The 20,127-nt window shown below is 60.6% G+C and carries 18 protein-coding genes; 10 read left to right on the top strand and 8 right to left on the bottom strand.

Annotated features, from left to right (window positions below; translation table 11 throughout):
* Window positions 1-265 precede the first annotated feature (265 nt).
* From JBO08_RS07650 to JBO08_RS07660, 3 genes are read right to left on the bottom strand one after another with little or no spacing between them, the layout of a single operon-like run.
* The gene (locus tag JBO08_RS07650) at window positions 266-1,042 is read right to left on the bottom strand and encodes a nucleotidyltransferase domain-containing protein (RefSeq protein ID WP_220074230.1); all 777 of its coding nucleotides are present in this window, start codon (window positions 1,040-1,042) and stop codon (window positions 266-268) included.
* Entirely contained in the window at window positions 1,039-1,518 is a 480-nt protein-coding gene (locus JBO08_RS07655; RefSeq protein WP_065872900.1) for an ATP-binding protein, read from the bottom strand. The genes JBO08_RS07650 and JBO08_RS07655 overlap by 4 nt, the downstream gene beginning before the upstream one ends.
* An 18-nt stretch (window positions 1,519-1,536) precedes the next feature.
* A complete protein-coding gene (locus JBO08_RS07660) occupies window positions 1,537-2,565 on the bottom strand; it encodes a UV damage endonuclease UvsE (RefSeq protein ID WP_065872899.1) in 1,029 nt (342 codons plus the stop codon).
* A 239-nt stretch (window positions 2,566-2,804) separates the two neighbouring features.
* Here JBO08_RS07660 and JBO08_RS07665 point away from each other — a divergent pair, with 239 nt between their 5' ends.
* The 3 genes from JBO08_RS07665 (at window position 2,805) to JBO08_RS07675 (ending at window position 4,932) form a co-directional block, all read left to right on the top strand.
* Window positions 2,805-3,128 carry a hypothetical protein gene (locus JBO08_RS07665; protein WP_065872898.1) on the top strand — a complete coding sequence of 108 codons (324 nt, stop codon included), beginning with the start codon at window positions 2,805-2,807 and terminating at the stop codon, window positions 3,126-3,128.
* An 89-nt stretch (window positions 3,129-3,217) separates the two neighbouring features.
* The gene (locus tag JBO08_RS07670) at window positions 3,218-3,643 is read left to right on the top strand and encodes a DUF2231 domain-containing protein (protein WP_065909493.1); all 426 of its coding nucleotides are present in this window, start codon (window positions 3,218-3,220) and stop codon (window positions 3,641-3,643) included.
* Window positions 3,640-4,932, top strand: coding sequence for a sorbosone dehydrogenase family protein (locus JBO08_RS07675; RefSeq protein ID WP_065880629.1), 1,293 nt, complete (start codon window positions 3,640-3,642; stop codon window positions 4,930-4,932). The genes JBO08_RS07670 and JBO08_RS07675 overlap by 4 nt, the downstream gene beginning before the upstream one ends.
* A gap of 37 nt (window positions 4,933-4,969) precedes the next feature.
* Here JBO08_RS07675 and JBO08_RS07680 read toward each other — a convergent pair whose 3' ends face one another.
* The gene (locus JBO08_RS07680) at window positions 4,970-5,872 is read right to left on the bottom strand and encodes a LysR substrate-binding domain-containing protein (protein ID WP_220074229.1); all 903 of its coding nucleotides are present in this window, start codon (window positions 5,870-5,872) and stop codon (window positions 4,970-4,972) included.
* Window positions 5,873-5,965: 93 nt separating this feature from the next.
* Between JBO08_RS07680 and JBO08_RS07685 the strand changes: the two genes are divergently transcribed.
* The gene (locus JBO08_RS07685) at window positions 5,966-6,943 is read left to right on the top strand and encodes a DMT family transporter (RefSeq protein ID WP_065909499.1); all 978 of its coding nucleotides are present in this window, start codon (window positions 5,966-5,968) and stop codon (window positions 6,941-6,943) included.
* Here JBO08_RS07685 and JBO08_RS07690 read toward each other — a convergent pair.
* Window positions 6,930-8,333 carry an MFS transporter gene (locus JBO08_RS07690; RefSeq protein ID WP_220074228.1) on the bottom strand — a complete coding sequence of 468 codons (1,404 nt, stop codon included), beginning with the start codon at window positions 8,331-8,333 and terminating at the stop codon, window positions 6,930-6,932. The genes JBO08_RS07685 and JBO08_RS07690 overlap by 14 nt on opposite strands.
* Window positions 8,334-8,476: 143 nt before the next feature.
* A complete protein-coding gene (locus tag JBO08_RS07695; RefSeq protein WP_065872892.1) occupies window positions 8,477-9,007 on the bottom strand; it encodes a GNAT family N-acetyltransferase in 531 nt (176 codons plus the stop codon).
* A 153-nt stretch (window positions 9,008-9,160) separates the two neighbouring features.
* On the opposite strand from JBO08_RS07695, the gene proP reads away from it, so the two are divergent.
* The gene (proP, locus tag JBO08_RS07700; RefSeq protein ID WP_065872891.1) at window positions 9,161-10,663 is read left to right on the top strand and encodes a glycine betaine/L-proline transporter ProP; all 1,503 of its coding nucleotides are present in this window, start codon (window positions 9,161-9,163) and stop codon (window positions 10,661-10,663) included.
* Window positions 10,664-10,775: 112 nt separating this feature from the next.
* On the opposite strand, the gene JBO08_RS07705 is transcribed toward proP, so the two are convergent.
* Window positions 10,776-11,696 carry an AraC family transcriptional regulator gene (locus JBO08_RS07705; protein WP_065890899.1) on the bottom strand — a complete coding sequence of 307 codons (921 nt, stop codon included), beginning with the start codon at window positions 11,694-11,696 and terminating at the stop codon, window positions 10,776-10,778.
* Between the two features lie 166 nt (window positions 11,697-11,862).
* Between JBO08_RS07705 and JBO08_RS07710 the strand changes: the two genes are divergently transcribed.
* The 3 genes from JBO08_RS07710 to JBO08_RS07720 are packed head-to-tail and all read left to right on the top strand — an operon-like array spanning window position 11,863 to window position 16,726.
* Window positions 11,863-12,879, top strand: coding sequence for an alpha/beta hydrolase (locus JBO08_RS07710; protein WP_220074227.1), 1,017 nt, complete (start codon window positions 11,863-11,865; stop codon window positions 12,877-12,879).
* Between the two features lie 4 nt (window positions 12,880-12,883).
* Window positions 12,884-14,089 carry an MFS transporter gene (locus JBO08_RS07715; RefSeq protein WP_065890898.1) on the top strand — a complete coding sequence of 402 codons (1,206 nt, stop codon included), beginning with the start codon at window positions 12,884-12,886 and terminating at the stop codon, window positions 14,087-14,089.
* 33 nt (window positions 14,090-14,122) lie between these two features.
* On the top strand, window positions 14,123-16,726 hold the full coding sequence (locus JBO08_RS07720; protein ID WP_220074226.1) for an EAL domain-containing protein: 2,604 nt from the start codon (window positions 14,123-14,125) through the stop codon (window positions 16,724-16,726).
* A 12-nt stretch (window positions 16,727-16,738) separates the two neighbouring features.
* Here the strand turns inward: JBO08_RS07720 and JBO08_RS07725 are convergent, their stop codons facing one another.
* Window positions 16,739-17,512 (bottom strand): helix-turn-helix domain-containing protein, encoded by a 774-nt coding sequence (locus tag JBO08_RS07725; RefSeq protein WP_065890896.1) that lies wholly within the window; start codon window positions 17,510-17,512, stop codon window positions 16,739-16,741.
* Window positions 17,513-17,656: 144 nt separating this feature from the next.
* Here JBO08_RS07725 and JBO08_RS07730 point away from each other — a divergent pair, with 144 nt between their 5' ends.
* Both JBO08_RS07730 and JBO08_RS07735 read left to right on the top strand, forming a co-directional pair.
* Window positions 17,657-18,868 (top strand): MFS transporter, encoded by a 1,212-nt coding sequence (locus JBO08_RS07730; protein ID WP_065880636.1) that lies wholly within the window; start codon window positions 17,657-17,659, stop codon window positions 18,866-18,868.
* A gap of 121 nt (window positions 18,869-18,989) precedes the next feature.
* Window positions 18,990-20,120: a sensor histidine kinase gene (locus JBO08_RS07735; protein WP_220074225.1), complete on the top strand. Its 1,131-nt coding sequence runs from the start codon at window positions 18,990-18,992 to the stop codon at window positions 20,118-20,120.
* The last annotated feature ends 7 nt before the right edge of the window (window positions 20,121-20,127 follow it).

Consider the following 20,127-nt stretch of genomic DNA (forward strand, 5'->3'; position numbering starts at 1 on the left):
ACGCAGCTTTAAGCGGTGACCAAGATAACCGGTGGGAGCTGCTGTTTTAGTTGGATTTCGGTCTTGGCTACGGGCTTGATTTCAGCGGCGATAAAGCTCAAATGTGGGAGCTGTCGAGCCCTGGCGAGGCTGCGAAGGCGGCGGCACTGCCAGCATTTTCATCACCTGACCCACCGCTTTCGCAGCCTCGCTAAAGCTCGACAGCTCCCACAGGGGATCTGCTGTGGTGGTTGGATTTCGCCTATACCGGCGAACGCCAGTAGAACTACGCTTGCTGTGAAACCATCCAGCTCAGAAAGGCCTGGAGTCGGGCTGAGAATTTTTCGCCGGCGGCACTCGGGTTTCGGGCTTCAAACAGGAAGAACGCCACCTGAATCATCATTGTCGGATGCCCCTGGACGAACAGCGCAACGTGCTCTTCGAGTGTCTGCGGCCACGTAGCCGCATCCCGCGAGCGGAATACATGGGTCGCCCTGATCAGCTTGCGTGACGCTTCGCGCTGCCAGCGAAGTCGCTCCAGCTCGGTGTCGGCGCCTGCGATGCGTGTGAGGTAGTCGGTCAATACCTTTTCGAAGTCACCGTTCATGGCCAAGGCAATTTCCACGGAAGGCCGAAACCGATCAACGTGCAGCGCAAGGTCCTCACCCCACACACATCGGCAATGGTGCTTGATCCAGAACCCCCAGCTGTTGCGGTTTTCCGCTGCCATGACTTCCCCACGGCTGCCAATATCAAAATCCACCTTGGTGACTTGCAAATGCCGCCGCCCCAGATCGCGCCGGATCACTTCCAGCCGTTCCAGTACCTGTGAAGTCGGCGACTCGCGCAGCACCAGCGTGAGATCAAGATCGGAAACACCCGGGATGGCATCACCGCGCGCCACACTGCCATAGAGGTAGATACCCTCCACTCCCAGTGCTTTCTGCGACAGAGCGGTGCAGGCCTCCTCCAGCAATGGCTGAAACTCACTCTGCACGGACGTTTCGGGGACAGTAAGGATGAAACCTTCCGCGTCGACCCCTTTAAAATGCGCTGCACTCACGAGCGATGCACCTCAATCACCAACCCCTCCTCCTCACTTGGCACACAGAAGTGGCGTGTGATCAGATCAAACTCGGCATCCGTCGCCGCAAAATCGTGCTCACCGTGCGCATTACGCGCATGCAGTCGGGCGCGGCAGGTGTCGTCGTCCAGTTCCAGATAGTGCAAGCAGTGTGGCACCCCGGCGGCCTGCGCCAGTCCCAGCAGCCACTGGCGGTTAGCCAAGGTGTTGGCCGGAAAATCCAGTACCACGTTGACGCCCGACTCCAGCAAACCTACCACCAGCGGCCCCAACACCCCGCGGATGCGTTGGGCGCAGCGCAGGTAATCCGCCACCGACAAAATTTCACCGGGGTACAACTGAGCGAGCCACTGATCCTCGCTTAACCGCATCGCCGCGTGTTCAGCGCTGAGGGTGCTGGCGAGCGTTGACTTGCCCGACGCTATCTTGCCGCATAGCAGATGCAGAGTTGGCATGAGTAAAGGTTTCCTTTTTTAAACTGAACGTCGCTTGAAATGCTCATAAAACGCCCAAGCTGCCACATTCTTGTCCTTGGACTCCAACATGATGTCGAAGCGATCGAAAAACTGCAGCGCATAGTCGTTGGTCCAGCGGTTCCACATTTGTGCGCTGTGGGCATACAGGTCGCGCTTGGAAACCACCTTCAACAGCGCGTCCATTTCCAGCTTGTGCTCGGCGTCGAAACCGAGCTCCTGCAAGACTTCCTGGGGCTGGGAGTAATGCAGGGTAGGCCGCACGCCACGCCAGCTTTCAATCACGCGGGTGACCCTCTCTGAGTGGGGGTCGATGTACTCGTTTTCATTGATCCAGCAATGGTGGATATCCAGCACCACCGGCGCCAGGTCGGCGACTTGCAGGCAATGATCGAGGCCGTAGGTTTTTTCGTCGTTCTCGAAGGTGATGCAGTTGCGCGCCACTTCCGACAGCCGCGCCCACACCGCACGGGTGCCTTCCACGCCCAGGCGACCGGCGATATGCACGTTGCACTTGAGGTCCTGGAAGCGCCGGCCGTAGCCCATCATGCGGATCATGTCGGCGTGGTATTCAAATTCGGCCAGGCTGTTTTCCACCACGCCGGGGTTTTCCGAACCGAGTACACAGTACTGGCCTGGGTGGAACGACAAGCGGATATCCGAAGCACGCGCCAGTTCGCCGATGGTGGCGAAGCCTTCCACGCATTGACGCTCGATGGCCGGATCCTTGTAAACCGCAGCGACCTTCGGGTGGCTGTAGAACGGCAGCAGATCGCTGCTCAAGCGCAGCATGCGCAAGGTCGGCGGCAGTTCGGCGACATAGGCCAGCAAGCGCAATTGGGCGGCCAGGTTGTGGGTCACCACTTCAACCAGCTTGTCGCGGGCCACGTTAGGCGCTACCCCGTCCATCCAGCGCAGGGTGGTGGTACGCGGGTTGAACGGGCCTTCGATCAGCTTGAGGGCGCTGGCCGACAGCAGGCGTTCGGGATGCTTGTACTGGCATGCGAAGCCGATGCGAGGATGGGGCATGGAAAGGCCTGATGGTAAGCAAGTGTGGGGATTATAGGTGCTTAGGTGGGTAACCCTGCCAGGGGTTCAGTCAGGAAATTAAGTTGAATCCTGGTTTTTGACCGGGGTCATTTATAAAGACGACCACACACTGGAGGTGCTTATGAACCTTGCAATGACCCTCTTCAGCCTGTTTGCCGGCTGGATCGCGATTGTGATTTCGATGATGTGGGGCGTGTTGCGGGTACTGCGCTGGCACCATGCTTAGCACGCCGGACAAACACTACTTCATAGTCAATGGCCAACTGTGGCGCTGCACTGACCCGACGTTGGACGAAGACACCCGTCAGCGCCTGGTGCACGAGCTGATGGACGCTCGCCGTGCGGTCAAAGCGGCCAAGGCGCACGACGACCCGCAAGCGCTGAAGCTGGCCCGTCAGCACGTGCAGCGCGCCAAAGTCGCACTGGGCGAACGCGGTCCGGTGTGGTGGAGCGACGGCAGTCCGGACTTCAACCGCCATCAGGTCGTCAACACACCCTATGCCGAGTGGTACGAAAAACATCTCGACACCAATCCTCAGTGAACTTTCTGATAAACGAAAAGCTCCTCTCCTATGCGAAGTCACCGCGCCCTGACTCCAGGAGCGCTGAACGATAAGGAGCCGCTACCCCCATGACTACCCTCCCCACCTACTACGCGACAAGACCTGGCCCGCTGCACTCAATAATGCTCGCCGGCAGCGTGCCGCTGTTTCTGGGTGCACTGCTCAGCGATATTGCCTACGGCCAGACCTACCAGATTCAGTGGGCCAACTTCGCGTCCTGGCTGATTGCCGGTGCGCTGGTGTTCAGTGGATTTGCGCTGTTGTTTTCGCTGGTCAATCTATTGCGCGCCGAGCGTAAATCCGGGCGACCCGCAGTGTATTTCCTGGTGTTGTTAGCCGCCTGGGTATTGGGCCTGGTCAATGCCTTTCAGCATGCCAAGGATGCATACGCCATGATGCCCACGGGCTTGGTGCTGTCGGCGATTGTCACGCTGCTGGCATTCGTCGCAACGTGGATCGGCCTGACTAACCTGCGCTCGGGAGCTGCCCAATGAAAACGTCCAGCACGCTGACCCTATTAAGCGCTGCGCTGTTGCTGACCGCATGCGGTGGCGAAGGCGACAAGACCCAGGCCCGCGGCCCGGACCCCAAGTTGCCGGAACAGCAAAGCAGCCTGCTACCCAGCATGAAGATTGCCGAGCCCGTGCCGTGGGGCGAGCAGAAACCCAAGGTGCCGGACGGCTACAGCATCTCCGCTATCGCCACTGACCTGGCCATTCCACGCCAGACCCTGGTGCTGCCCAACGGCGACATCCTGGTCGCCGAAGGCCGTGGCGGCAGCGCGGCCAAGCTCAAGCCCAAGGATGTGATCGCCAGCCTGATCAAGGCCGAAGGCAACACCAAGGTCAAGGGCGGCAACCGCCTGACCCTGCTGCGCGACGCCGACGGTGACGGCACCTACGAACTCAAGACCGTGTTCGCCGATAACCTGAACGCGCCCTACGGCTTGGCCTTCGCCGACGGCAAGCTGTATGTGGCCAACCAGGATGCGCTGGTGCGCTTCGACTACACCGACGGCCAGACCAAAGCCAGCGGCGCGCCCATCAAAGTCACCGACCTGCCGGCGCAGATCAACCACCACTGGACCAAATCCCTGGCCGTGAGTGCTGACGGTCGCCAGCTCTACGTGGGTATCGGCTCCAACAGCAACGTTACCGAACGCGGCATGGAAGTGGAGATCGACCGCGCGATGGTCTGGCAGATCGATGCCGCAACCGGCGCGCACAAACCTTACGCGACAGGCCTGCGCAACCCGACGGCGCTGACTATTCAGCCGGACACCGGCCAACTGTGGACGGTGGTTAACGAACGCGACGAACTCGGCCCGGACCTGGTCCCGGACTACCTCACCTCGGTGCGTGAAGGCGCGTTCTACGGCTGGCCCTACAGCTATTGGGGCCAGAACGTCGACCCACGCGCACAGCCACAGAACCCGGCCAAAGTGGCCGCCGCGATCAAGCCGGATTACAGCCTCGGCTCCCATGTGGCGGCACTGGGCGTGGACTTTTCCATCGCGCAAATGGGTGAGAAGTTTGCCGACGGCGTATTTGTTGGCGAACACGGCAGTTGGAACCGTGACAACCCGGTGGGCTACAAGGTGATCTTCGTGCCCTTCAGCAACGGCAAGCCCTCTGGCGAACCTATCGACTTTGCCACCGGTTTCCGCGGTGACGACGGCAAAACCCGCGGCCGGCCGGTGGGTGTGACGGTGGACCCGAAAGGCGCGCTGATCATTGCCGATGATTTGGCCAATACCGTATGGCGAGTGACACGCAACCCCTAGCCGTGCACGACAGGGGCGGACAGCGCCCCTGTCATCCTTAATCCTGCAACTGCGCCTCGAGCCAGGCGAGCAGCGCCGCCACTTCATCCCGCCTCCCAGCCGCTTGATGCCGATAAACCGAAATAGCGTCGGGCAAGTGCACGCTCTCGGCGCACGGCCTCACCAGCGCGCCACTTTCAATCAAGCGGCTCGCGGTGCGACGCCAGCCCATGGCAATCCCGTACCCCTCTACAGCGGCCTGCAACATCAGTGGGTAGCTGTCGAACGTGGCACTTCGCGCATCCCCGGCCAGCCTATGGCCAAACACCTGCAGCCACTCCTCCCACTCCATCAGATGCGGCGGCGGTGCGCTGTGGTGCAAGAACGTATGACGCTGCAATGCATTTAGTGACAGCGGTTGCTCTACGGCCAGGTAGAGCGGACTGCACACCGGAAAGACTTCGTCCGAGGCTGTGAATATCAGCGGATGAGCCCCACTGGCGCGCCGCGTGCTTTGCAGCGCAACGTCAAAGGGGTCGTTGAATTCAGTCAAGGGTCGAGTGGTGGTCACCACCTGGATTTCGATATACGGGTATTGCTGGTGAAACGTCGATAAGCGCGGCATCAGCCAATAAAACGCTTCACACAACTGGCAGAGCAGCACCACACGGTTGCTGTGGTGCACCGCGCGCAGGCGGGCGGCGCCATCACCGATGCTGCGCAGCGCCTCGCTGATCACCCGCCCCAGCTCGCGCCCCTCCGGCGTGAGGAACACGGCACGATTGCGGCGCTGAAACAGCTTGATCCCAAGATTATCCTCGAGCCCGCGGATCTGTCGGCTGATCGCGGCCTGGGTGAGGTGCAGCTCATCGGCTGCCTTGGAAAAACTCTCCAGGCGTGCCGCCGCTTCGAAGGGCAGCAAGCTGGCGAGGGGCGGTAGGGTTTTACCGAGCGTATTCATAATCTTTGGTTATGTATCCAGGGCCGAGAACTCGTTTGTAGCACGGCCGCGCGGCTGGGCACCATGGGCATCCATTACTTGATGGATAACCGGATGAATCCTGCACCCGCGTCAATACTTGTCGGACTGTTCCTTGCTGTGATTGCAACCCTCGGCTGGGCGCTGAACTTCATCACCCCCTACGTGACCGGCGCCTACAGCCTCTACGACCTGATGCTCGTGCGATTCCTGTTCGTCGGCGGGCTGGGCGTCGGTTGGATACTCCTGAGTCGCGCTCATTTGCACCTGATCACGCCTGGCCAGCGATTGCTGGCAGGCGGGCTGGGCGCGTTGGGTTGCCTGGGTTATGGCGTGTGCATCGCCGCCGGCGTGCACTTTGCCGGGCCGGTGCTCACGCCGGCGGTCGTCGGGACGGTGCCGGTGCTGCTCGCGTTGCTGGGCAATGCGCGGCACAAGACCGTCGAATGGCGTCGACTGATCACCCCCTTGTCGTGCCTGATGACAGGGCTGGCACTGTCGAACGTCGGCAGCCTTCATCAACCGTCGTTGAGTGCCGGTTCGTGGTTGTCGGGGTTGTTTTGGTCGCTGGGTGCCGTGGCCTTATGGCTACTGTTCAGCGTGCTCAACCAACAGCACCTGATGCAGTTACCGGCTCAGGCGACCGGGCTTTGGACCGCGCTGATGCTGGCCGGGGCCGGCATCGCTGCGCTGTGCCTGTGGCCGTTCATGCAGGCCCTGGGGTTGCTGAGGCTGCCAGTCCTCGGCGCTGGGCTTGAACAGGCGGCGCCGTTGTATGCCTGGGGCTTGGTGATTGCCGTGATGTCCACCGTGGTCGGCGCCTGGGCCTGGAACGCCGCAACACGTCGCTTACCCATGGTCCTGAGCGGCCAGTTGATCGCCCTTGAATCACTGTTCGCCACCCTGCTCGGCCTGGCGTTCGCAGGCCGGGGCCCGACGCTCATGGAAGCGGCAGGCCTGGCGGCGGTGCTGATCGGCGTGGTGATGGCGGTGCGCATCATCCTGATAGCCAAGCGAGACACCGCCTTGCCCGTGCCAATTACAGGTCAGTGATTTCCTTGTGACGCGGCACCAGTGTCTTCATCACGCTCCAGGCCACCAGGTAGGCCAGTGCGCAAATGGCGAACATGATCATGTAGCCGGTGTGGATGTCGTTGATGGACTTGTAGTAGTCAAACACCCAGCCGCCGATCTTGGTCATCACCACGCCGCCCAGGCCGCCGGCCATGCCGCCGATGCCGACCACCGAGGCTACGGTCTTCTGCGGGAACATATCGGACACGGTGGTGAAGATGTTGCACGACCACGCCTGGTGCGCCGACGCGCCCACGCCGATCAGTAATACCGGGACCCAGAAGCTGATGTAACCCAACGGCTGCGCCAGCAGTACCACGAGCGGGAACAGCGCAATCACCAGCATGGCTTTCATGCGGCCGTCATACGGCGCATCGCCGCGCGCCATGAAGTAGCTGGGGAACCAGCCGCCGCCGATACTGCCAACCATGGTCATGCTGTACAGCACCGCCAGCGGCAGCACAATGTCGGGGCCTTTCATACCGTATTGCGCCGACAGGTAGGTGGGCAGCCAGAACAGGAAGAACCACCACACGCCGTCAGTCATGAACTTGCCGAAAGCAAAGGCCCAGGTCTGGCGGTAAGTGAGCAACTTTAACCACGAGACTTTTTTCGCCACTGCGCCAGCGGGTTCAGGCGTGAAGGGCTGCACGGTCTGGTCGCTGCGGATGTAGGCCAGCTCTTCGGGCGACAGACGCTTTTGCTCATCCGGCTTCTTATAGAGTGCGATCCACACCGCCACCCACACGAAACCCAACCCACCGATCACAATAAACGCCGCTTCCCAGCCCCATAAACCGGCAATCAACGGCACGCAGATAGGCGCCAGGATGGCACCGACGTTGGCCCCGGAATTGAAGATACCGGTGGCCAGCGAGCGTTCTTTCTTGGGGAAGTATTCGGCAGTCGCCTTGATCGCAATTGGGAAGTTGCCCGCCTCGCCAATCGCCAACACTGCACGGGACAGCATGAACCCTGCAATCGACACAGGAATCACTGCCAGCCCAATCGCGCCGCTGATCGCTGCGATGCCCTCGCCCATCGGCACCGAGAACGCATGCATGATGGCACCCGTGGACCAGATGCCAATCGCCACCACGTAGGCTGCCTTGGTGCCGATCTTGTCGACAAAGCGCCCGGCGAACAGCATGGAGATCGCGTAGACAAACTGGAAAACTGCAGCAATGTTGGCGTAGTCGGTGTTGCTCCAGCCAAATTGCGTCGACAACTGCGGCGCCAAGAGACTGAGCACCTGGCGGTCGAGGTAGTTGACGGTGGTCGCGAAGAACAGCATCGCGCAGATGGTCCAGCGATAGTTGCCTACAGCTTGGCCAACGCGATGGGCGTTGATGGGCTCGTTCAAGTTCATGGCATCACTTTTTATTTTTGTTAGGTAGGACATATGTAACGTCATATGTCATCGTACAACTGCGACTTTTATATCGGGACACCTACACGGTGTCAATCTGAAAGATTGCCCTTTATCGAGGTATTGCGCGGCTATGTGAAAGGTCAGGCAAAAGCAGTTGTAGGATGACAAATGCGAAACACCCGGCTTGGCGACTTGCCCGGCACATCGTCAAGAACGCCGAAAGGCTGCATACCGATCTTTTCCAGAACGCGGATCGAGGCTGCGTGGTCCGGTCGTACCAGGCCGAACACTTCGGGCACGCCCAGGGTTTCAAATGCCAGCGCCAGCGCATCGCGGCCAAGCTCGGTCGCGTAGCCCTGCCCCCAGGCTTCCACTGCAAACCGGTAACCCAGGTTGATGCGCTGTTCGGCCAAGTAGTGGAGTGGCGCGATCCCACCGAAGCCGATGATGTGTTCCGGCGCCTCATTTCGCGCAATCGCCCACCAGCCATACCCCTGAGCGGCCCACTGCCCCAGCCAACGATCCAGCAGGCGTTGCGCATCGCCGAGGGTGACCATGGGGCCGGCGGGATTAAACAGGTTGGTCTGCGGGTCGCCGAAGATCGCGAACAATCGCTGCACGTCTGCGGGCTGCGGTGGACGGTAGATGAGGCGGGAAAAAGTCGCGGGCATTCAGATCGCTCCGTTGTGAATCGACGAAGTTCAATGCATCTGCAAAAAAAAGCAAATAACGGTGAATTATTTCATGTCCGCTTGTATCTGAACTGACAGAGCGGTGCCATCGCTGCGATGGCACCTCCCCTGTTCTGCTTTAGAGTGCCCCGCATGAAATTACGTAAGAAAAGCGTCAAACCGATCGGATTGAAAGACATCACCATTGTCGACGACACCAAGGTGCGCAAGGCAATCACCGCCGCCGCACTGGGTAACGCCATGGAATGGTTCGACTTTGGCGTCTACGGATTTGTCGCCTATGTGCTCGGCAAGGTGTTCTTCCCCGACGCCTCGCCCAGCGTACAAATGATCGCTGCACTCGGCACCTTCTCCGTGCCCTTCCTGATCCGTCCCCTGGGCGGCCTGTTCTTTGGTGCACTGGGCGATAAGTACGGACGGCAAAAAGTGCTCGCCGCGACCATCGTGATCATGTCCCTGAGCACCTTTGCCATTGGCCTCATCCCCGGTTATGCCTCGATTGGCATCTGGGCGCCGATCCTGCTGTTGCTGTGCAAAATGGCCCAGGGCTTCTCGGTGGGCGGTGAATACACCGGCGCGTCGATCTTCGTCGCCGAGTACGCCCCGGACCGCAAGCGCGGCTTCCTGGGCAGTTGGCTGGACTTTGGTTCCATCGCTGGTTTCGTCCTGGGCGCAGGCGTAGTGGTACTGATTTCCAGCGTCCTGGGCGAAGCCGAATTCGAAGCATGGGGCTGGCGCCTGCCGTTCTTCCTCGCCTTGCCCCTGGGCATCATCGGCCTGTATCTGCGCCATGCACTGGAAGAAACACCAGCATTCCAACAGCACATGGACAAACTCGAGCAAGGCGACCGCGAAGGCCTGACCCACGGCCCCAAAGTCTCGTTCAAGGAAGTCGCGACCAAGCACTGGCGCAGCCTGCTGACCTGCATCGGTATCGTCGCAGCGACCAACGTGACGTACTACATGTTGCTCACCTACATGCCGAGCTACCTGTCACATAACCTGCATTACAAAGAAAACAGCGGCGTGCTGATCATCATCGCGATCATGGTCGGCATGCTGTTCGTGCAGCCGTTCATTGGCTTTATCAGCGACAAGATCGGCCGCAAGCCTTTCATCATCGCTGGCAGCATCGGTTTGCTGTTCCTGTCCATCCCGGCGTTTATGCTGATCACCAGCGGCAAGATCGGGTTGATCTTCGCCGGTTTGCTGATCCTGGCCGTGATCCTCAACTTCTTCATCGGCGTGATGGCCTCGACACTGCCCGCGATGTTCCCCACCCACCTGCGCTACAGCGCCTTGGCCGCTGCGTTCAACGTTTCAGTACTGATCGCCGGCCTCACGCCAACCGCCGTGGCCTGGCTGGTAGAAAGCACCAACGACCTGTTCATGCCCGCCTACTACCTGATGGTGTTTGCCGTAGTCGGCCTGATCACCGGCCTGACCATGAAGGAAACCGCCAACAAGCCATTGCGCGGCGCAGCGCCGGCCGCTTCGGACATGGAAGAAGCCAAGGAGTTGCTGCAGGAACATCACGACAATATCGAGCAGAAAATCGAAGACATCGATGCAGAAATTGCCGCTCTGGAAGCCAAGCGCCAGAACCTGGTGCAGCAGCATCCGCGGATCAATTAAAGCCTGAACGTGCGAGGTGGCCCCGGCCACCACGCCAATCGAGGGTCACCGCCTCGAATTCTTGCTCAGCGCCGATGAGCGCACCGTGATCGCCGACCTGGAATGGGTTCCGCTAATTTGACGCCCGATCAGCCACCCCGACCTTGCCACGCAGCGCTGCAATATCGCGCTTGGGCGGCACGCCGAACAAGCGGCCGTATTCGCGGCTGAACTGCGACGGGCTTTCATAGCCCACCTTGAACGCCGCGCTGGACACGTCATGGTGCTCGTTCAACATCAAGCGCCGCGCCTCGTTCAGGCGCAACCACTTCTGGTACTGCAGCGGGCTCATCGCCGTCAACTGGCGAAAGTGATGATGAAAGGTCGCTGCGCTCATTTGCACGCGCGCGGCCAGCTCTTCCACGCGCAGCGCCGCGTCGTAGTTGAGCTTGAGCCAGTCGATCGCCCGGGCGATGCGATAGCCCTGCCCGTCGACTGAACATATCTGCCGCAGGCGGCCAGCCTGGTCGCTTTTCAAGAGCCGGTAATGGATCTCGCGCTGGATCAACGGCGCCAGCACCGGAATGGCTTCGGGCTCATCCAGCAACGCGACGAGTCGTGCGAACGACGCGAGCATGCCTTCAGTGACGGTGCCAATCCCCACCCCTTTCAGCACTGCCCGTTCACGGGTCGGTGGCAGCTCGCTCTGGGCAATCAGCTCAGCCAGGATGCGCAGGTCCAGCTTGAACGTCAGCCCCAGGCACGGTTGCTCGGGGCTGGCGGCGATCACTTCGGAGTTGGCCGGGATGTCCAATGAGGTCACCAGAAACCGCGAGGTGTCATACGGATATCCCTCCCCGCCGACCCACAACTGCTTTTCACCCTGGGCCACCAGCACGATGCACGGCTCGACCATGCACACCACCGGTTGCGCGGGCTGCTCCCGTCGATAAAAGCCCAGGCCGGGAATCGGCATGGAGTAGTCGCCGGGCGCGTGCACCCGCGAACCGATGGCCTGGATCAGTACATCCAACGCTGTTTGATTGATCGTCATAACACGCTCGTTCCTCTCTTGACTGGACTTTACCCCGGCCAGCCCGTGGGCGTCCCCGGCAAACCGCAAGACTCAGAGGATCAGGCAAGTAATCCAGTGAAACGCACTACAGAACCCCGCCCTGCCTAGGGAAAATGTGCGGACCGACCTTCTCAAGGATCATCCGATGAAAAGCCTCTTGCTCGCCCTGGGTTTGCTGGTGACTTCTTTTTCTTCACTGGGAGCCGATATGTCCAACGGAGCCAACAACTTCTACCAAAGCGAACAGGTGACCGTCGAAAAAGTCACCTTCAACAATCAATACGGCATGGCGATCGCAGGCAATCTGTTCGTGCCCAAGCACCTTGCTCCGGCCTCCAAAAATGCCGCCATCATCGTCGGCCACCCGATGGGTGCCGTCAAAGAACAAAGCGCAAACCTCTACGCCACCAAAATGGCTGAACAGGGTTTTGTCACCCTGTCCCTGGACCTGTCGTTCTGGGGCGCCAGTGCAGGCGAGCCGCGCAACGCCGTGTTGCCCGAACTCTACAGCGAAGCCTTCAGCGCCGCCGTGGATTACCTCGGCACCCGCCCAATCGTCGACCGCGAGCGCATTGGCGTGATCGGCGTCTGCGGCAGTGGCAGTTTCGCTATCGCTGCGGCGAAGATCGACCCACGCCTCAAGGCGATTGCTACCGTGAGCATGTACGACATGGGCGCCGCCAACCGCAATGGCCTCAAACATGGCGTGACCCTGGCGCAGCGCCAACAGGTCATGCTGCAAGCCGCCAACCAGCGCTACGTGGAGTTCCAGGGTGGCGAGACCGTCTACACCGGCGGCACGCCCCTTACCCTGACCGGCGATGCGATTGGCGATGAGTTCTACGATTTCTACCGCACACCGCGTGGTGAGTTCACCCCGACCGGTGCCTCGCCGCAAACCACTACGCGGCCGACGCTGAGCAGCAACGTGAAGTTCATGAACTTCTACCCGTTCAATGACATTGAGACGATTTCCCCACGCCCGCTGTTGCTGATCGCCGGCGCCAACGCCCATTCCCGTGAATTCAGCGAGGACGCCTATCAGCGTGCCGCCGAACCCAAAGAGCTGGTCATCATCCCTAACGCGGGCCATGTGGATTTGTACGACCGGGTCGACCTGATCCCGTTCGCCAAGCTCACCACCTTCTTCAAGAGCCATTGAAGTGATGACCCACACCACAAAAAACTGGGGCGCCGTACTCGCTATGTCGCTGGCGGCATTTGCCCTGGTCGCGTCCGAATTCATGCCCGTGAGCCTGCTGACGCCGCTGGCGGCCGACCTGCACATCACCGAAGGCCAGGCCGGCCAGGGCATTTCGGTGTCCGGGTTGTTTGCCTTGCTCACGAGCCTGATGATCGCGGCCGTGGCGGCGCGGGTCGATCGCAAGCGCCTGCTGCTGTCCTTGACCCTGCTGATGATCATCTCTGGCACGGTGGTGGCGTTCGCGCCAAATTACCTGGTGTTCATGGTTGGCCGTGCCTTGATCGGCGTGGCCATCGGCGGTTTCTGGTCGCTGTCGGCGGCCACCGCCATGCGCCTGGTGCCACAGCCACAGGTGCCGCGCGCATTGGCCATCGTCAATGGCGGCAACGCGCTGGCCACCGTCATCGCCGCGCCGCTGGGCAGCTTTGTCGGCGGTTTGATCGGTTGGCGCGGGGCGTTTTTTTGCGTCGTCCCGGTTGCGGTGTTGGCGGCGGCTTGGTTGATGGTGAGCATGCCGTCGATCACATCAGACGTCAGCGCGAAGAAAAGCAGCCTGCTGCACGTGTTGAAACGCACGCCGGTGGCATTGGGCATGCTGGCGGTAAGCGCATTTTTCATGGGCCAATTCATGCTGTTCACCTACCTGCGACCGTTTCTGGAGACCGTCACCCAGGTCAGCGTTTCCCGGCTGTCGTTGATGCTGCTGGTGTTGGGGCTGGCAGGGTTTGCGGGGACGTTCCTGATTGAGCGGTTCCTGAAAAAAGGCCTTTTCCTGACAGTGGCGATCATCCCGTTATTGATGGCAGGGATTGCGCTGGCACTGGTCATGGTAGGCAGTTCCACCGTGCTGACCACCGTGTTACTCGGGCTTTGGGGCCTGGTCGCGACTGCCGCACCGGTGGGCTGGTGGACCTGGCTGTCGAGAACCCTGCCCGACGATGCCGAAGCAGGGGGCGGCTTGATGGTTGCGATCATTCAACTGGCGATCGCCTCAGGCGCTATCGTGGGAGGCCTGGTGTTTGACCTGAGCGGGTATCAGGCGACATTCGAGTTGAGCGCGGCAGTGCTGGGCGCCGCTGCCTTACTGGCTTGGCTGGCAGCACGCGCCAGCGGTAATCACCTGTGGCGGTCTAAATATTTCGCCGGGCTCGCCGATAACAAGGGATAACTTCTGACTTGCAGTGACGCCCTGCCGGAAACAATGCCGAATACCCTCGCCCCTATTGTCCGCTCGCTTTCCGATCGCACCAGCCTTTCGCTGGCACGTACCTCACTGTTCAAGTTCATGGCGTTGCTGGCTGTCGTCTTTGCGGCGGCAGCCTATTCGCTGGTTTACCTCGCCTATGAGTTGGACCGTGCCGAACAGGCAGAAAGCGCCTTCTATACCCGTAAAGCCGTGCAATCCCTGGAAAAAACCCTGCGGGTGACGGTCAAGGACTACGCGTTCTGGAGCGATGCCTACAAACACCTGCACGTTAAAGTGGACAGTGATTGGGCGTATGTCCGCGGCAATATCGGCGCCACGCTGTTCGAAGATTTCGGTTTTCAAGGCCTGTTTGTGGTCAATGATGCCAACCGCACGGTCTACGCGGTCGTCGATGGCAAGCTGCAAGATGTCGAACTCGCGCAATGGCTCGACCAGCCCTTTGCCGGGATTGTGGAGCAAGCACGTGCAGGCGCCTACAGCGAAACACCCGCCACAGCCTTCATCAACGTTAAGGGCAGCCCCGCGCTGGTGGCCGCAGCCGCCATCACCCCCGGCACAGACCCTACGGTGAAACCGGATGGCCGGCCTGCCTCGGTACTGATCTTCGTCGACATCCTCAACAGTGCCAAGCTGGCCGTGATCGGCGATGAATTCGGCGTGAGCAAGCTGCACATCGCTACCCCTGATGAAATCGGCAAGACGTTGCTGTTCCCCCTCGGCGACAACGGCGCTGCCGGCAGCCTGCATTGGGAGCCGGCCCGACCCGGTTTGCGCTTGATGGGCGTAGGCCTGCCCCTGCTTGGCCTGGCCGCGTTATTGGTATGCGTGATGAGCTGGGTCATTTCACGCCGCACCACGGCGGCCGCGCTCGCCCTGGACGCTAGCCATTCGTCGCTGCAGAACAGCCAGAACGCCTTGGCGACCAGCGAAGCACGCTTTCGCGATGTGGTGGAGGCGAGTTCAGATTGGGTGTGGGAAATCGACGCCGGTTGGCGCTTTACCTACCTGTCGGAGCGCTTCGAAGGCGTCACCGGGTTGGCGCGGCATGCGTGGATCGGTGCCACGATGAACGACTTGCTCGAGACCGAGACCGGCCTGCTCTCGCAATGGCTCAGCACCCCCGGACGCCGCCCGGATATCAGTGTGCAGTGCCGCTACGTCGATGCACTGGGGCTGGAACGCAGCACACGGCTGTCAGCGCGGCAGATGCCGTGTGGCGGCTTTCGCGGGACAGCCACCGACGTGACGGAAGAAGTCGAGTCCCGTCGACGCATCGAGTTCTTGTCTCAGCACGACGCCCTCACCGGGCTGCCCAATCGCACGCGGCTGCAAGCGTTCCTGGAGGGCAAGTTCAAGGCGCTGTCGAGCGCGGAGCTGTCAACAGCTGAGGTGTCCACCTCAACGCAGCCCCTGGTAATGCTCAGCCTGGACCTTGATCGGTTCAAACCGGTCAACGATCTGCTCGGGCACGCTGCCGGCGACCGGGTGCTCAACGAAGTGTCGGCCCGCCTGGCCGCCTGCGTGCGCCATGGTGATCTGGTCGCCCGTGTCGGCGGTGATGAATTTGTGCTGATCCTGAGCGATGCAGGCACTCAAGACGAGGTCGAAGCCCTGTGCAAGCGCTTGATCGAATCGATCGAGCGCACGATCAGAATCGACGAGCAAGAGGTGTTCATCAGCGCCAGTATTGGCATTGCCATCGCCCCCAACGATGCGCGCGAAGCCACGGAACTGCTGCGTTACGCCGATATTGCACTGTACGAGGCAAAGGCTGCGGGCCGTAATACCTGGCGGTTCTACTCCGGCGATATGAACGCGCGGATCATCGAACGCCGACGCCTGGAGAGCGACCTGCGCTTTGCAATCAAACATGCGGAGCTGCGCCTGCACTTCCAGCCGCGCTATCGCATCGCCGACGGCCAGATGGTCGGCGCTGAAGCCCTGGTGCGCTGGCAACATCCGGTGCGCGGCCTGATCACGCCGGACACCTTTATTCCGATTGCCGAAGAGTCCGGGCTGATCCTGGCCCTGAGCGACTGGGTACTTGAAACCGCTTGTAAAAGCGCAGCCCAGTGGCCAGAGCATCTTTTTGTGTCGGTGAACCTGTCCCCTATGGAATTCAAGCGTGGCAACCTGGTAGAGCGCGTACGCCAGGCCCTGAAAACCTCGGGTATCGAACCCGCACGCGTGGAACTGGAAATCACCGAAAGCGTCATGCTCGAAGATGCCACCGGGGCGCTGGAGGTCATGCGCACGCTCAAACAATTGGGCATACGCATCGCCATGGATGACTTCGGCACCGGTTACTCATCCCTGAGCTACCTGCGCACGTTCCCGTTCGACGGTTTGAAGATAGACCGCAGCTTCCTGACCCGGCTGGAAGAAAGCGACGATGACAAGGCGATTATCCAGGCCATCGTCGGCCTGGGCCGCGCCCTGGCACTGACGGTAACGGCCGAAGGCGTCGAAACGGCTGAACACGTGGCACTGCTCAAGGCCGTGGCCTGTGAAGAGGGCCAAGGCTATTTCCTCAGTCGCCCCCTGGACATCGAAACCTTCACTCGCCTGTTGGACGTGCAAGCCGGCATCGTGCAGTGATAACGCCGGGCGCTACCTGAAAAAATGGCTGGGCGTCTTGCCGAACTGCTTCTTGAACATGCTGGTGAACGCGCTCGGGCTTTCATACCCCAGCTCCAGGGCGATATCGATCACCTTTTCGCCCACCGCAATGCGCTCCAGCGCCAGCAGCAGCCTTGCTTGTTGGCGCCACTGGCCGAACGTCATGCCGGTTTCCTTGCGGAACAGGCGCTGGATGGTTTTCTGGTCAAGGTTCAAGCGCTCGCTCCAGTCCGCCACCGTCGAGGCATCGCCCGGTTCATCCTGCAACGCCTGGCAGATCCGGTGGACGCGCGGGTCGGCGGGTTGCGGCAGCGAGAGTGGCAAAGCCGGCAGCAGTGCCAGCTCGTCCAGAATCAGGTGCATGATGCGCGCGTCCCGTGAGTCCTCGGCATACGGTGGTTTCAAGCTCACCGACGCCTTGATCAGCTCACTCAGCAGGGGCGAAATGCTCACGGCCTTGGTTTCGGTGGGCAAATTGGGAAAGCTGTCGGGACGGACAAAGACGCTGCGCATCTTCAACGGGCCTACACAACGCAAGGAGTGGACGTGCCCACTGGGCATCCAGAAGCCGCGATTGGGCGGCACCGTCCACTGGTTCTGCGCCGAGTGCACCACCATCACGCCTTCGGTGGCGTACAGCAGTTGATGCTTCTCATGGCTGTGGTCGGGGATCACCCAGTTTTCCGGATAATCGGTGGCCGAACTGATGACAGCCCAATCGCCCTCGTCGATCTCCTGTAAAAATAGATCCAGTGATTTGATCATTTCGCCCTTTTTGCGCTAGTTGCCTCCCGAATTTCGCGAGACAGGCATTTGCAGCGAATCTAGCATAACTCCCGAATCATTTTGTAATGGATGGCCACCTAAGAAGTTGCCACCTGTGTTCGCCGCCTTGAATGGAATGCCTGCATGTCGACCCTCACTGCGTCACCCGCCGCTGCAACCACTGCGCCCCAGGCCAGCCCCTTGGTCATGCGCGTCCTTGGCGCCTGCGCCCTGGCGCATTTGATCAATGACCTGATCCAGGCCGTGCTGCCGTCGATCTACCCGATGCTCAAGGCCAACTACGGCCTGTCGTTTACCCAAGTGGGCCTGATCACCCTGACCTTCCAGCTGACTGCCTCGTTGCTGCAGCCGTGGATCGGCTACCACACCGACCGTCACCCTAAACCGTGGCTGCTGCCAGCGGGCATGGTGTGCACCCTGATCGGCATCCTGATGCTGGCGTTTGTCGGCAGCTTCCCGGCCATCCTGCTCGCAGCCGGTTTAGTCGGTGTCGGCTCGTCGACCTTCCACCCGGAAACCTCGCGCGTCGCACGCCTGGCCTCCGGCGGGCGCTACGGCCTGGCGCAGTCGACGTTCCAGGTCGGCGGCAACACCGGCAGCGCCTTGGGCCCGTTGCTCGCGGCGGCAATCATCATTCCCTACGGCCAGGGCCATATCGCCTGGTTCGGGCTGTTTGCGGTGTTCGCGATCCTGGTGCTCTACGGTTTAAGCCGCTGGTACCGTAACCACCTCAACCTGTTCAAGCTCAAGCAAGGCGGCCAAGCCACCCATGGTTTGTCCAAAGGCCGCGTGACCTTTGCCTTGGTGGTGCTGGCTGCGCTGGTGTTTTCCAAGTACTTCTACATGACCAGCCTGACCAGCTACTTCACCTTTTACCTGATTGAAAAATTCCAGCTGTCCGTCGCCAGCTCGCAGATGTACCTGTTCCTGTTCCTCGGTGCGGTTGCCGTCGGTACCTTCGCGGGCGGCCCGATTGGCGACAAGATCGGCCGCAAGAAGGTCATCTGGTTCTCCATCCTCGGCGCCGCGCCGTTCACCCTCGCGCTGCCCTACGTCGACCTGTACTGGACGGCGGTGCTGAGCGTGGTGATCGGTTTTGTGCTCGCCTCGGCGTTCTCGGCCATCGTGGTGTTTGCCCAGGAACTGGTGCCGGGCAATGTGGGCATGATCGCCGGGATATTCTTCGGCCTGATGTTCGGCTTCAGCGGGATTGGTGCAGCGTTGCTGGGGTTGCTTGCCGATAGCCACGGCATCGAATACGTCTACAAAATCTGCTCGTTCCTGCCGTTAGTCGGCATCCTGACGATATTGTTACCGTCAACCAAAGGCGTTTGACGTCTACGGCATGCGCAGGCACGAACGCCTGCGCAAGCTGAACAGGCCAATCCATGTTTAAATCCTTGTTTGGCGGCTTCCTGTGCGTTCACGCTTGCCTCCCTACCAAGGAAACACCCGTATGCGCCTGGCAGATTTCATTATTGAGAACCTCGAGCCGATCCTTCAGGCCTGGGAGGACTTTGCCCGCACTATCCAGACGCCTGGGGCTGATCTCGACCGTGTAGACCTGCGTGATCATGCCGAGCAGATGCTGCGAGCCATTGCCATGGACCTGCGCAACACGCAGACCGCGCAGGAGCAAATCGACAAGGCCCAGGGCCTCGCACCGCAGGACGAAGACGAAACCCCCGCCGAAACCCATGCCGTGACACGCTTGATGGCGGGTTTCTCGATTGATCAGATGGTGTCTGAATACCGCGCGCTGCGCACCAGCGTGCTCAGCCAGTGGCTCCAGCAGGTCAAACACGGCACGCCGCTGGATATCGATGACATGAACCGCTTTCATGAAGCCATCGATCAAGCCCTCACGGAGTCCATTGCCAGTTACTCACGGGCGGTAGAAGCCTCGCGCAATGTGTTCCTGGGTATCCTCGGCCATGACTTGCGCACGCCCTTGGGCGCCATTCTGCTAGGCGCCGACATGCTCCGGCGTTCGGAAGAGGTCGGGAAGCGCGGCAACAAAGTCGCCGGGCAGATTTACACCAGTGTTCAACGGGCGAGCCAAATTGTCGGCGACCTGCTGGATTTGACCCGTTGCCAGATGGGCCCCGGCATCCCTGTGAAACGCGTGGACATTGACCTAGCCCCCATTTGCGAACGCATCGTCGAAGAAATGCGCTCGTTTCACCCACACGCGCAGCTCAAATATGAAACAACAGCGCCCGCGCTTGGGACGTTCGACGGCGCGCGCATGGAGCAGGTGTTCTCCAATATCATCGGTAACGCAGTGCAGCACGGCGATGCTCGCCTGCCGATCACGGTGCGGCTTGCGGTTTCCGATGGCAGCCTGGTGTTCACCGTTCACAATCAAGGCGAGCCAATTCCGGAGGATGTGCTGCCGTTCATTTTCAATCCCATGGGGCGTTTTTCGCAGCGCTCGGTGATTGAGCATGGCCCTGCGGAAGGCCTTGGACTGGGACTTTTCATCGCGTCTGAGATTGTGGCGGCTCATGAGGGTTCGATCGAGGTCGCGTCAACATCGCAGTGGGGTACGGAGTTTCGGGTAATGGTGCCGCTGGTTGCAGCTTGACACACTG

The sequence above is a fragment of the Pseudomonas sp. LAP_36 genome, assembly GCF_019456785.1.
Lineage (GTDB): Bacteria > Pseudomonadota > Gammaproteobacteria > Pseudomonadales > Pseudomonadaceae > Aquipseudomonas > Aquipseudomonas tritici.